Source organism: Kitasatospora sp. NPDC023118, from assembly GCF_055560875.1.
Genome location: NZ_JBVHHW010000033.1, coordinates 641 through 12,622 on the forward strand (window position 1 = coordinate 641; position 11,982 = coordinate 12,622).

Consider the following 11,982-nt stretch of genomic DNA (forward strand, 5'->3'; position numbering starts at 1 on the left):
AGCGAGCGCAGCGAGCGCAGCGAGCGCAGCGAGCGCAGCGAGCGCAGCGAGCGCAGCGAGCGCAGCGAGCGCAGCGAGCGCAGCGAGCGCAGCGAGCGCAGCGAGCAGCGGCCAGCGAGCGAGCAGCGGCCAGCGCGGCGAGCAGCGGCCAGCGCGGCGAGCAGCGGCCAGCGCGGCGAGCAGCGGCCAGCGCGGCGAGCAGCGGCCAGCGCGGCGAGCAGCGGCGTCGTGGTCGCGCAGGGCACGTTGGTGTCCGCGGTGCCGCAGGTGACGGTGACGCGGGTGCCGGGCCGGATCGCCTCGTTCGATTTCGGGCTAAGCAGATCGGGAGCAAGACGCGAGCCAGTGCTCGAAGCAGAGCCGACCCGCCCCCACGCACAGCGGTCACCAGGTCGTGTCCGCAGGCGTCCCCGACAGACCGCCGGCGTGAGTGGACCCGGCTCCGTCAGTGCTTGGCGACCCGGCGGAACTTCGTGGCGTGCTGCCAGGCCCGGACGGCGGCAGCGAGCGCGGCGGCGAACGGCACGAACGCCAGGGTGTCCAGGGTCATCACGACGCCATGCGGCCAGCCCAGGAGGCGAGGCACGTTCGCAAGAAGGAAGCCTGCGGAACCGAAACCGATCACGCCGGCAACCAGACGACGTCGCAGCGGGCCCACGGTTTCAGGCCGCGTTGCCATCCAGAATCCGGCAACCTCAAGACCGACATTCAGCCAGACGAGGACCCATTCCTGTGTGTGCAAGACCATCCCCGCGCTCCTCCGTCTCGACAACCGCCCAGGTGAGTGAGTATGTCAGTCACGTCGCACAGGTCAGCGGCCGGGACCGGTCACCTCTCAAAGGCAGCACGCCGGCCAGAACGCCAAGAACGGGCCGGGGGTTGACGAACCGGCGACACGCGGCGAGCGCGGGCGCAGGTCCGTCCACACGTCGGCGATGTGTGCGAGGCGCTCCTCCTCGGTGCCGGCGAAGCCGGTGGCCTGCCAGCCGGCGGGCAGCTCCCGATGGGTCTCGATGCCGTGGCCGATGACCGTGCGAAGCAGCGCGCCGTAGGAGGTGCGGCCGCGGTTTCGAGCGCGGCCGCACCGCGGGCACTTCACAGGCCGCAGGTGGTGATGTCGCCGTGGGCGATGGTGGCGTGGATGTTCAGACCGGCGGCGGCGCCGCGGGCGGCACCGACCGACACCGCGCCAAACTAGGTGCGCAGCACGACCGTGCCGCGCACGGCCTCGGCGATCCGGATGTCGCCCCTTACGGTGCTGATCTGCGCGGGGCCGCCCAGCTCGACGTCGCCGGGCTGGACGGTCACGTGGGCGCTCGCGGCCTCGTCGAGCTTGAGACGGCGGGAGCGGGTGTCCCGTCTCACCGTTGGTTGAGCGGTTCTCAGCGAAGGTTGACGGAGTCGGGTCCGTCTCCGGGACCGCTGACGGGTTCGACGCCCCGCACGGTTCAGGCGGACGCCGGCGGCCGCGCTTCGCCCGCCGCATCGAGCAGCAGCTTCGCGGCCACCGCCGCCCCGTCGGTGCGGATCGTGCCGGCCACGGCGGTCGCCCGGGCTCGGGTCTCAGGGGTCAGCGCCATGCCGAGCGCGGCCGACAGGGACTCGACGGTCGGGGTCGGAGCATCGACTGACGCGCCGATGCCCAGGTCGGCCACCCGGCCTGCCCAGTACGGCTGGTCCGCTGCCTGCGGCACCACCACCTGGGGAACGCCGGCCCGCGCGGCCGTCGTGGTCGTGCCCGCACCGCCGTGGTGCACGACGGCGGCCACCCGGGGGAACAGCGCCTGGTGGTTGACCTCGCCGACGACGAAGCAGTCGTCCCGGTCGTCGATCAGGGCCAGGTCCGCCCACCCGCGCCCGACGAGGACGCGGCGGCCCTGCGCGCGGACCGCCTCGATGGCCACCCGGGCGACGTCCTGCGAGACGCGGCGGCTACTGCCGAGCCCGACGAACACCGGCGGTGCGCCGGCGTCCAGGAACGCCACCAGGTCATCCGGCAACGGCCGGTCGTCCGGCAGGATCCACACGCCGGTGTGCACGACGCCGAGCTCCGCCGTCTCCTGCCACGGGTCCAGTACCGGGTCCGACGCCAGCCACGGCCGGTCGGTGAGAACGAAGTCGCGCACGCTGTCCACCGGTGGCAGGCCGACCGACGCCCGGTGCGCGTTGAGCGCCTCGCCGTGCAGCGTGTTGAAGAGCTGCGCGTTCAGGTCCCACAGCGTCCGGTTGTCGGTCACCTCCGCCGGGAGCGACTGGCCCGGCAGCAGTGCCGCCGGCGGCGCGTGGTGCGGCGTCGGCAGCAGGAACGAGCAGAAGGTCGCGTACACGTAGGGGATGCCCAGCTTCTCCGCCACCGACCGCGAGGCGAAGTGCGCGAGTCCGGACGCCAGGAGCACGTCACACCCCTCGGCCGCCGCGGCCACCGCGTCGAACTGCGCGGCGTACTCGGCAACCCGCCGACCCGCCTCCGCCGCCGACGACGGCCGCACCATCGAGCGCATCGGACGGCCGACCGGCACCACCGGCAGCCCGACCCGGGCCAGCAGCTCCACGAAGTCCTCGTCCGGCGGCGCGCACACCCGCACCTCCGCTCCCAGCGCCCGCAACTGCACCGCGAGTGCCACCAGCGGTTCGACGTCCCCCCGCGAACCGTACGTCGACAGCAACACGCGCATATAGCGCCCCCCAATTCCATTGGTTCCAGCCGAGGCTCCGGCTGCGAGCGACGATTCTGCGGTATCACCGGGGCCTTGCGGCAAGGCCCCCGCTGCGTTGTATGTTGATCACGGTGAGGAGGGCTTCCTCCTCACCTATGCCGTGTACCACGGAGGGACGATCCCCTCGCGAAGCGGCGGTGCGAATCGCGTTCCCTGACGCTCGTCGATCAGGTCGTGCCGGGTCTTCACCGTGGCTCCGTCCGTCGCCGCTCAGCCCGCCTGGTGGTCTCAGGCGGTGGCGAGCTCGCGGACCGCGTCGGCGACGGCTCGGGAGTAGTTGCGGAAGGCGGCCCATTCTCGGCGCGCGGGATGACGGCGCGGTGCGGGTCCGAGGCGAGCGCGGCCAGCAGCGCCCGGTCAGGCCAGCCGGGCTTCGGCGAGGCGATCTGGCGACGCAGCACCGCGGCCTCGTGCCGCAGGATCAGGATCTCGGCGTTCTTCGCCGCGGTGGATCGGCACAGCGGAACAAACCACGCGAACACCCGTGTGACCGGTGTTCGTCCTGGTCCTGGCGGACCCGCACGGCACGTCATGTGCCTCGACGGTTCCACTGCTCGGGCTGTCCCACGGTGTCGGTACGTGTGTGGCCGGTGCCGGCCCCCGGCACCGGCCACGGCGCGCTTCGGTCAGCGGGCCAGCAACTGCTGCAGCTGGTCGATGACGAACTGCGGGTCCTCCTCCAGCACCCAGTGGTTGGCGTTCGGCACCACCGAGGTGGTCACGTTCGTGGAAACGTTCTTCATCTCCGTGCCGATCGACTCGCCCATGCTGTTCTGGCCGCCGACGCCGAGTACCGGCATGGTCAGCGGGTTGTTGTTGAGCAGCGCCTGCACCTCCTTCTCGCCCGTGTCCTGCTGGCGGAAGAAGTCGAAGCCCGAGCGAGTGGCGCCGGGCCGGCTGTAGGCGGCGATGTACTCCTTCTGGTTCTTAGCGCTCGGCGCTCCGCCCGGGCCGCCGTTGTTGTAGACCGAGCCGTAGAAGATCTCCTCCTTGCCCGCCACCAGCTGCTCCGCCACTCCGATCTTCTGGCCGTTGACGAAGGAGTCCCACCACAGGAAGTTGGGCTTGTCGGCCACCAGTTGCAGGTACCAGGTGGTCGGCGGGGCCTCCAGGATCGCCAGGTGGCTCACCTGGTCGCGGTACGCGGCGGCGTAGGCCAGCGCCACCCCGCCGCCGATGTCGTGGCCGGCCACCGAGACCTCGGCGTTGCCGAAGCCGAGCTGGTCCACCACGGCGTGCACGTCCGAGGCCAGGGTGAGAGGCGTGTAGCTGCCGTAGGCATCGCTGTCGGAGCGCTGCGAGTGGCCCAGACCGCGAAGGTCGACCGCGATCACGATGTGGTCCTTGGTCAGCGCGGGTGCCACCTGGTCCCACGCTTGCAGGGTCTCCGGCCAGCCGTGCAGCAGCACCAGTGCCGGGCCGTGCCCGGCCACCGTGTAGTGGATCCGCGGGCCGTCGCTGATCGCGTAGCCGTCCTTGAAGCCCGGTAGCCCGCCGGGCGGGGTAGCGGCGGCCTCGGCGGCGCCACCCGTGGCGGTGAAGATCGTGGCGGTGGTGAGCGCGGCGGCCACCGCCGCGACCGGCCAACGATGCTGACGTGACGTCAATCTACCCCGAAAGGACATGACTTCCCCCAAGTGATCGTTTCTGCTTGGGGCGCGTCGTAGGGCAGCGGCTCGGCCGATTCGGACATGGCGGCGTCGGGCCGCAGCCTGGTTCCGGGGCTGGTCGGCCGGCCCCGGCAAGTCGCGGGCAGCCGCCGCTTGACCACCCGATCGGCCAGCACCACCGGATGCTGCCCCTGGTCAGGGGTCACTTGCAGCTCGGTGACGTCGAGCCTGGCCCGCTCCGCCGCCTCGGCCGGGAAGGTGTCCAGCTCGTCCAGTAACGGGCAGCGGCAGCACCTCGCGGTCATTGGATTGTCTCGAAATCGTGGTTCTCGCTGGCGCAATGTGTTCGCGCTTGCCCAGCTTGTGGGCAAGTTCCGCCACCGCGGTGCCGAACAGTCTGCCCGCGCCCGCGCACCGGGCGAACGGGTGTCGAGGTCGGCCCAGCCGTCTTCGGGGACAATCGAGCGGCCGGGGCGGTCCACCCACACTCCGGCCGCGCTGATCACGCGCGGACATCTCACCGAGCAGTCGCACCGGGATCTCCGACCGAGAGAAGATCACGCCGGGATCACTCCTGCCTCAGGGCTCCGTCCCCTGGCCTGATGGTCCAGGGGACGGCTCGCGGGAGCTTCATGCTCCTCAGACGCCCTTACGCAGCAGACGTTCCTCGGGCCTCCCGTTCGAATCTCAGGGGCGGACCCGTTCGTAGCGCAGAGACGTGTGGCCGACGCTGTCGTCGTAGATCTGGGCGACGACCGCCGTTCCGACCGCGTCGGTTCGGATGCCCTGCAGCCGGATCGTGGTCGGCCTGTTCACGTGGATCAGCTCGCTGATCGGTGCGGTCGCGTTGCCGCCGGCCTGGGCGTTGCCGGGGTTCAGGTCGATGACCTGGTAGACGAGCCGCTCGCTCTCCGCGACGGCGGTGTTCGACGTGACATCCCACAGCCGAGCGGTGATGTACGTGTTGACCGGGGGAACGCCCGCGAGACGGCGGCGGACATTCGCGTCGAGTTCGTAGGTCCCGGCCCGGGGAAGGGTGACCTCCAGCGGGGTGTCGGTCCACACGCCGGGCGGCAGGTCGACCACCGTGTTGAGGTGGGCGATTCCTCGGACCGCCGCAGGCGCCGCCGAAGCCGCGGTGACGCTGGTCTGGGTCACCACGGTCGTAGCGCCCATGAGCACGGCGGCGGTGAGAGCGGTAAGGCCGGTACGCAGTGCTGGCATGATGCCTCCCATACAGATGCCAGTGGGATGTGCCACCGCCAAGGTAGGGCCCCCTCGCAAGACGGATATACCAGCTGAAAGGGTGATGCCCGCTCGCGAGCCGAGCGGTTGTGAGCGGGCGTGCGCCAGGAGCTCCGGGAGCGCTCTGCTGTCGCCGTCTCGCGAGGCACCGGGCCTCGCGGATGTCGGCCCGACGTCGAAACCACGTTCCCTCACCAGCGTCACGACCTGGCGGGTCATCAGTGACACATCGCACCGCAGCCGAGCGGCACACGTCGGCGTCCATCGGGCCGACCGTGAGCGCCGCGTTCCCGAACCCGCGCCACGGCCAGGCCACCGATCTCGGCGATCGTGGTGGCGGAGGGGCGAGCTGGCCCATCGTCAGCCGACGATGGATTGAGCCACCGCTCCCCCACCACCACCGATCGAGATCGAGTGGCAGAAACCTGCCAGGCATTGAGATCATTTGGCAAGCGGTCAGGCGCTCTTACGTTGAACGCAGGGCTCTTCGGTGCCGTGGGATGATCACGGTTCTTGTCGTCGGAGGGCCCTGCTCGTGGGCACCACCGCTCTGTCGTGCAAGGGCTACCGCTTCCCGGCCAAGGTGATCGCCTACTCGGTCTGGCTCTATCACCGCTTCCCGCCACCGAAGCGACCACCGGGCGGATGCCGGTGCGTGGGGATCGATCACGGGGCACAGCCTCCCAGAGTCCTATGACACGACGCCAGGTGGGAGTGGCGTCGCCTGCGGGGCGCAGGGAGTGGTGAACGGCGACCGAGGTCAGAGAATTGTCTATGCCATGTCTACCGATGTTGTTTGTGTTCAAGCCATTAGGCGCGAAGTACCGAGCGGCAGCGAAACGGCGATCACCGCTGAGAATCGGCGGTACCGGCGGTACTACCTTCGCCAACCCTTGCAGTTCTCGAAGCCGGTCTCCGCGGCGCCGCTGAACGCCAGTGCCTGGCGGCCGATGCCGAGGCGCCGGGCAAGGTGTCGAGCACCGCTTCCACGTCATCCGACGAGCGGCCCAGTCAGACGGCCGTGTGCGGAGAGCCCCCTCCTTCGAACTCGCTCAGGGCGAAGCCGATCCCCTTGACCCGGAACATGGCCGCGTTCACGTAGCCGAGGTCCTCCCAGGTCCGTTCGACGGTCAGCCGCAACCGCGCCGCGAGTGCGTCAAGCGGCGGCTGCAATCCCGCGACGATGCGGAACGAGCCGGTGGCGAACTCCCACGCGCTCTGTTGGAACGCAGGTTTGCGCTTGCCGCCCTGATAGGACGGGGCCGTCTCCCAGTCCGGCTCAGGTCCTGGCACTTCGACGTTCACCATGTCGGCATCCCCTTCCGAACATCGGCACTACAGCCAGTGGTCACCACCGACTTGGACGTGGGCTCGGCAGATACCGTAAGAAGCATTGCTGGTTCGGACGCTTGTCCTTCTCCGCTCCCCCGCGCTGGCTGGATCCGGATCCGGCCGGTGCGAGCCCGACCGATTTTCTGCGGAAAATCGGTGAGCCGCGAGGTGCGGGTGCCCATGCGGCGGGCTGTGGTCGGGCGCCGTGTCCCACCGGCTGTCAGCGGTGGTGCCTAGAGTTCCGGTTCACGTCGCGCCCAGCGGCTCTCCGCGGTCTGGCGCGACCGCGAGAACGAGACCATCGGCCTGCTCACCGCCGCTCTGGCGCACGAACACTCCCGCTGGGACCTGTTCGTCCTCCTCGATGCCATCGCCAAATGGCTGCCGGGCGCCTCCCACCCCGACCCGGCACTCGGCGAGCGCCTCCTCCCCCACGCACTCTCCGAAGGACAGGCCCAGGAGCTGCTCGGCCACCTCGGGGACGAGCGCCTGCTGACCGATGTCCCCGCCCCTTGCCCGGGGGCACTGGCCGCCCCCGCCGCCCGCACCCAGCACCCCGACCACCAGCGCCTCGCCCTGCGCCACCCCAACGGCCGCGGTCTGGACAAGCTCTACCCGGCCCTCTCCCCCGAGGCCGCCCGCACCCACCTGCTCGACCTCATCCACCTGTTGCACCGCCGCCCCACCCCGACGCTCCTGCACCGCTTCGGCGACCGGGCCATCCACGGCGCCGGGCTCCTCGACCTTCTGGAGGCTGTCGCGCGCACCGACGACGACACCCTCGCCGTCGGCGCGGGGCCGTGACCGCCGCCCGCCTCGGTGCCGACCCTGAGCCCGCCCTGCGCTTGCTGGAAGGTCGGCTCACCGACACCGGGCGGCATCTGGAGGAGGCGGCCCGTCTCGGCGAAACGGCCGCACCGCCGCTGCCGCTGATCGAGCGCTACCTCGACGACAACAGCTAGTACCAGCCGCACGCCGCCGAGGCCCACATGAACATCACCGGCGACCCGTCCCTCATGACCCCGGTCCTGACTGCGCTCCTCGACCCCGTCGGCCCCGTGGGCGTACGCGCCCTCCAGTCGCTCCGACGGATCGGACCGCCCTACCCTCAGCACCTGCATCCGCAGCTTCTGCACTGGGCCACCAGCGAACGCCGCCTGATGAGCGAGTACGCCACCTGGGTACCCGGCCGACGACAGCACCTGGACGACCAGCTGCGCGACACGGCTCTCCAGATGCTCGCCTGACGACCGCGCCGAAAGGCGCGGGACGACGAGTTGCCACGCGGCGCCCGAACGGCGACTCGTGCAGCAGTCGTCCGGCCCGGGGGACGATCAGGGCTATGGAGGACGGTACTCAGCACCACAGCCGCCAGGCACCTCAACGCCGGGCACCGGCCGCAGCGGCGTCTTCGTCGCGTATACGACGCGAGCGGCCTTCTCGAAGTCAGCGCCTTCACGGAGTACGTCCACTGCCCCAGCGACACCCCCGTGGACTTCGAGGAGAGGCCGGAGAACCTGCGTCCCTCGCCGTGCCGGCGCAGGTCCGCCGACGGTGACCGCGAGATCCGGGTGCCCGGGCAGCGGATCCGGCCCAGGGATCAGCGCCGGGAATTTTCCGCGGAAAATCCACGCCTGCCGACGACCTGCCGACGAGTATGGAGACGGAGGACGAGGCGACGCTGCGGAGCATCGACGCCGCTACAGCTGCCGGGGTCGCAGAATTTTCCGCAGAAAATTGGCGGGCCTCAGCCGGCTCTGGCACAGCACGGTGGCCGGCCTCCAGCGCGTCGCTCGGCATGCGCCGTTCGTGGCTCGACCATCGGCCCCCCTATACAACCCGCGCGCCCGACGCCGGATCACTCATGGCATTCGACCGCTGATGCGGCGGGAAGCCTCAACGCCGTCGTCCTCACTGGGCCAGCGCCCTTCTATGTACAGCTGGATGAGTGCGGCGTGGGAGAGCGGGCTGGCGGGGTCGGTGACGTCCCCGTTGGTGGTGTAGTCCAGGAGTACGACGTCGTCCTTGTTCCTGAGCAGCTCGACCAGGTCGGCGACTCGATGCTCAAGGATCCAGCGGTAGGCCGGCAGGTAGATCCAGCGCCGAGCGGTTTCGTAGGGCAGCAGCCGGGCGCCGTCCAGACCGCTTCGGTGGCCCTGGACGGGGCCGTATCGACGAACCGTCCGCTTCAGGCCTTTCATCGTGGTGACCCCGAGCTTCGCGGGGTCGACGTCGGAGTCCTGGAAGACCTTGAGGGCTTGCCAGATCCCTTCCACGGACTGGCTGGTCACTCCGTCGCTGTAGGGGACCGGGATACCGCCGTGCGGGTAGAACGGGCTCAATCTCACCCACGGATCCGGTGCCTTGGAGGTCACGTCGATGATCTCCGCGCCCGGGAACGCGGCGGTCAGTGACGCCATCGCGCGGCGACGGCTGGCAATACGGATCGACATCTGAAGGCCCCCTGGTTGATGGCAGCAGCCATCGAGCATCCCCGATGCCACTGACATCCCGCCCGCCCGGGGAACCGGACGGCGCCGGGGACGCAGGGCGGCACGCCCGCGCTGTCTGCGGTGGCGGGTGCGGTGGTGATCGGCGGATCAGCCCGCAGAACGGGCTGGTGGTCTTCGCCGACTTCTACGACCCGAGCGGCTTCTTCACCATCGAACCGAACGCGGAGTGCGCCCGCTCTCTCGACAGCATGCCGGTGGACATCGAAGGGAAGCCGGAACACCCGGCGTACCTCTCGCTGCCGGCCCGAGTCCGCCGGGAGTGATCGCGCCGGTCGGAGAATTTTCCGCAGAAAATTCGGAGCCGCCGGAGACGAACCCTGCGGCCGGGTCGCCGTCCCGCGGAGTCGTCGACGGGGGAGAGCGGACAGGGTCCGGGCTGTCGACAGCCGACCTGCGTCGCGGTGGCCCGGCCCATCGCCCAGGCAGGCCTCGGTTCCTCCGGCTCCGATTTTCCGCGGAAAATTCGGACCCTCCGGAAGTCGCCTTCGGGGGCGGCTGTCCGGCCGCGAGACGGCACGCCGTGGACGGCCCGTGCCGCTGGATTGTCTGCGGGCTCTCCGGAGCACGAAATTTTCCGCGGAAAATCCGGAGCCGTCGGCGGGACCCGGCGCATGCGGCCTGACAGCGTCAGCGGTGCAGCAGGTCCCTGCCTCCGGACCGCTCCGATGGTCCTGGATCAGGACGTGCCCCGTTCCCGGAGACACGGAGCAGTCCGGGTCGTGCAGGTTCAGATCCGCGAGGTCGGTGGGGAAGACGAATTCGGTGCCGACCTGCGCCGGGTCGAGGCAAGGCTCACGCGCAGACCACTACCGCCGTCCGACGGCTGGAACTCCTCGACGTCGGCAAGCGGTCGGAGTCCTGCCAGGCGCTGTCTGGCTCCCCGTCCCCTGCACCACCGCTCGACGGTCACCGTGGCAGACAGCGCCGCCGCCGCTCACAAGGACCACCACTCGTCTTCCCTGCAAGGCAGTGGCCCACTCGCCGGGAGCAAGCAGGCCCGGGGGCTCCCTTGCGCAGGGCTGGTTCACGGTGACGGTGATACTCCTGTCGCCGGCGACCTCCAGTCGGGCCCGCAGCGCATGAGCCGGGGCGACGGACGGTGGCGGTGAAGCAGGTCCCCCCGACGGCGGACAGGATGTGCGCCGCCAAGTTCCGGTCCTCCGGGTCGGCCCCGAAGAACATCCTCGGAGGTCTCCGAACCGACGCGCCGAAGTCAGGTAGCTCGATCGTGATGTTGTCGTACGAGTGTTCCGCCACGACCCGACGCCACCGGCGGGACCGAACAGTCGGACCGGGATCCGTATGATCGCCGGGACTACGGGCACTGCTCCACGGTCGGGTTCGCCGGATGCGCGCGGTCCTCGGGTTCGACGGTCTGGACACCGATGATGCCGACCATCCGAGGCCACGGAATTTTCCGCGGAAAATCGTCCGGCCGGATCCTCGAAACTGTTCCGGCAGTCAGCGGGGGAGAAGGCCGGGAAGGCGCCGCGCGCAAGTACACCGTCGACCGTAGCCCCGGTGTCCGCAACTGCCCTGGCGGCGTAGGGCACCACAGGAAAGCCCGCTGAGCTGGCTGCGGACCGGCCGGTGCCGTACGGGGACGATCTCCGCGGGGACTCGATGCGACGAGTGCTGCTGGCGGACGTGGACGGACGCTGAATCCGTACGCGGCGAAGCCGTACCGGCGTCCCGGGCTACCAGACGTACCGACTGATGACCCTGCGGTGGGAGGTGGCAGAACGTCGCCGACTCCGCGAACAGGGCCTCCCGAACAAGCCGGCGAAGCCACTGCGGGTCTGGCTCAAGCCGGCTCACGGGCCGGCGCGCTCGCCGTGGCCTGGGCACAGGGCCGCCCGTTCACCTGGGTCGACGACCGGACCACGAACGCGGACCGCGCCTGGATCCAGGCCCACCACCACGGTCCGGCGCTCCTCCACCACATCGATCCGAGAACCGGACTGACGGCGGACGGCTTCGCGGTTCTGACGGACTGGGCGAGACTGATGGGCTGACAGGCGGTTCCCTCGCGCAGAACAGCCGGATGTCTTCCGGCGCCGGCGGCCTTCACGCAGCGGGCCGCACAGTGACGACCTCGACAGGTGGTCCGATGGGTTTCCCGGAGTGGCTCGACATCTACCAGGCGGCGTGGATCGGCGAGTCCACGCTGGCGGGCAGGGTGTGCCCGGAATGCGGGCGGGCCGACCTCCGCCTGGGGCCTCCGCCTGGGGCCTCCGCCGCACCCGTCCGGATCGAGCCGGACGTACCGCTTGGGCGTGGCCTCTCGTGTCGGCTCTGTCATCGAGGGCGCTCTCCGGAATGGGTCGGGGTAGTGGCCGCGTCGGGGAAGGCGGTCCGCCCGTGTGCTGCTGGACGAGGAGGTATAGCGGCACCAACCCGTGCGGGGCCGACCGAACCCACGGGTCTTCACGACACGGCCCCGAGGCCGGCTCGCCCGTCGTCGCGCAATTTAGGCGGGGAATTAGCGACGACCGCTGGCGGCGGCCGACGCCCGTTTGACAGCGACGCTGTGGCGAGGTAGACGACGCCCCATTGGGGCCTCGG

The 11,982-nt window shown here is 70.3% G+C and carries 15 protein-coding genes and 1 pseudogene; 5 read left to right on the top strand and 11 right to left on the bottom strand.

Annotation, left to right across the window (positions count from 1 at the left end):
- From ACZ3UD_RS31420 to ACZ3UD_RS31465, 10 genes and pseudogenes are all read right to left on the bottom strand, one after another.
- A partial coding sequence (locus tag ACZ3UD_RS31420) for a hypothetical protein (protein ID WP_465595270.1) occupies positions 1-245 on the bottom strand: 245 nt, incomplete at its 3' end.
- Positions 246-445: 200 nt separating this feature from the next.
- Positions 446-748, bottom strand: a complete 303-nt coding sequence (locus ACZ3UD_RS31425) for a hypothetical protein (RefSeq protein ID WP_465595273.1) — start codon at positions 746-748, stop codon at positions 446-448.
- Between the two features lie 87 nt (positions 749-835).
- The gene (locus ACZ3UD_RS31430; protein ID WP_465595276.1) at positions 836-1,099 is read right to left on the bottom strand and encodes a hypothetical protein; all 264 of its coding nucleotides are present in this window, start codon (positions 1,097-1,099) and stop codon (positions 836-838) included.
- Positions 1,096-1,344, bottom strand: a pseudogene (locus tag ACZ3UD_RS31435) (DUF4097 family beta strand repeat-containing protein); the annotation flags it as partial. The gene ACZ3UD_RS31430 and the pseudogene ACZ3UD_RS31435, both read right to left, overlap by 4 nt.
- A gap of 104 nt (positions 1,345-1,448) precedes the next feature.
- On the bottom strand, positions 1,449-2,675 hold the full coding sequence (locus ACZ3UD_RS31440) for a glycosyltransferase (protein ID WP_465595279.1): 1,227 nt from the start codon (positions 2,673-2,675) through the stop codon (positions 1,449-1,451).
- A 668-nt stretch (positions 2,676-3,343) separates the two neighbouring features.
- Complete coding sequence (locus ACZ3UD_RS31445) at positions 3,344-4,324, bottom strand: alpha/beta fold hydrolase (protein WP_465595282.1); 981 nt, start codon at positions 4,322-4,324, stop codon at positions 3,344-3,346.
- Complete coding sequence (locus ACZ3UD_RS31450; protein ID WP_465595285.1) at positions 4,321-4,632, bottom strand: hypothetical protein; 312 nt, start codon at positions 4,630-4,632, stop codon at positions 4,321-4,323. Before ACZ3UD_RS31450 ends, ACZ3UD_RS31445 begins: the two co-directional genes overlap by 4 nt.
- Before the next feature lie 382 nt (positions 4,633-5,014).
- Complete coding sequence (locus ACZ3UD_RS31455; protein WP_465595288.1) at positions 5,015-5,551, bottom strand: hypothetical protein; 537 nt, start codon at positions 5,549-5,551, stop codon at positions 5,015-5,017.
- Positions 5,552-6,583: 1,032 nt separating this feature from the next.
- Positions 6,584-6,880 (bottom strand): hypothetical protein, encoded by a 297-nt coding sequence (locus ACZ3UD_RS31460; RefSeq protein ID WP_465595291.1) that lies wholly within the window; start codon positions 6,878-6,880, stop codon positions 6,584-6,586.
- 270 nt (positions 6,881-7,150) lie between these two features.
- Entirely contained in the window at positions 7,151-7,570 is a 420-nt protein-coding gene (locus ACZ3UD_RS31465; protein ID WP_465595294.1) for a hypothetical protein, read from the bottom strand.
- 3 nt (positions 7,571-7,573) lie between these two features.
- On the opposite strand from ACZ3UD_RS31465, the gene ACZ3UD_RS31470 reads away from it, so the two are divergent.
- The 3 genes from ACZ3UD_RS31470 to ACZ3UD_RS31480 are packed head-to-tail and all read left to right on the top strand — an operon-like array spanning position 7,574 to position 8,151.
- On the top strand, positions 7,574-7,708 hold the full coding sequence (locus tag ACZ3UD_RS31470; protein WP_465595297.1) for a hypothetical protein: 135 nt from the start codon (positions 7,574-7,576) through the stop codon (positions 7,706-7,708).
- Positions 7,705-7,866 (top strand): hypothetical protein, encoded by a 162-nt coding sequence (locus tag ACZ3UD_RS31475; protein WP_465595299.1) that lies wholly within the window; start codon positions 7,705-7,707, stop codon positions 7,864-7,866. The genes ACZ3UD_RS31470 and ACZ3UD_RS31475 overlap by 4 nt, the downstream gene beginning before the upstream one ends.
- A gap of 27 nt (positions 7,867-7,893) precedes the next feature.
- The gene (locus ACZ3UD_RS31480) at positions 7,894-8,151 is read left to right on the top strand and encodes a hypothetical protein (protein ID WP_465595302.1); all 258 of its coding nucleotides are present in this window, start codon (positions 7,894-7,896) and stop codon (positions 8,149-8,151) included.
- Positions 8,152-8,766: 615 nt separating this feature from the next.
- On the opposite strand, the gene ACZ3UD_RS31485 is transcribed toward ACZ3UD_RS31480, so the two are convergent.
- Entirely contained in the window at positions 8,767-9,357 is a 591-nt protein-coding gene (locus ACZ3UD_RS31485; protein WP_465595305.1) for a DUF6939 family protein, read from the bottom strand.
- Between the two features lie 44 nt (positions 9,358-9,401).
- On the opposite strand from ACZ3UD_RS31485, the gene ACZ3UD_RS31490 reads away from it, so the two are divergent.
- Complete coding sequence (locus ACZ3UD_RS31490) at positions 9,402-9,680, top strand: hypothetical protein (RefSeq protein ID WP_465595308.1); 279 nt, start codon at positions 9,402-9,404, stop codon at positions 9,678-9,680.
- Positions 9,681-11,252: 1,572 nt separating this feature from the next.
- Positions 11,253-11,432, top strand: coding sequence for a hypothetical protein (locus ACZ3UD_RS31495; RefSeq protein ID WP_465595311.1), 180 nt, complete (start codon positions 11,253-11,255; stop codon positions 11,430-11,432).
- The last annotated feature ends 550 nt before the right edge of the window (positions 11,433-11,982 follow it).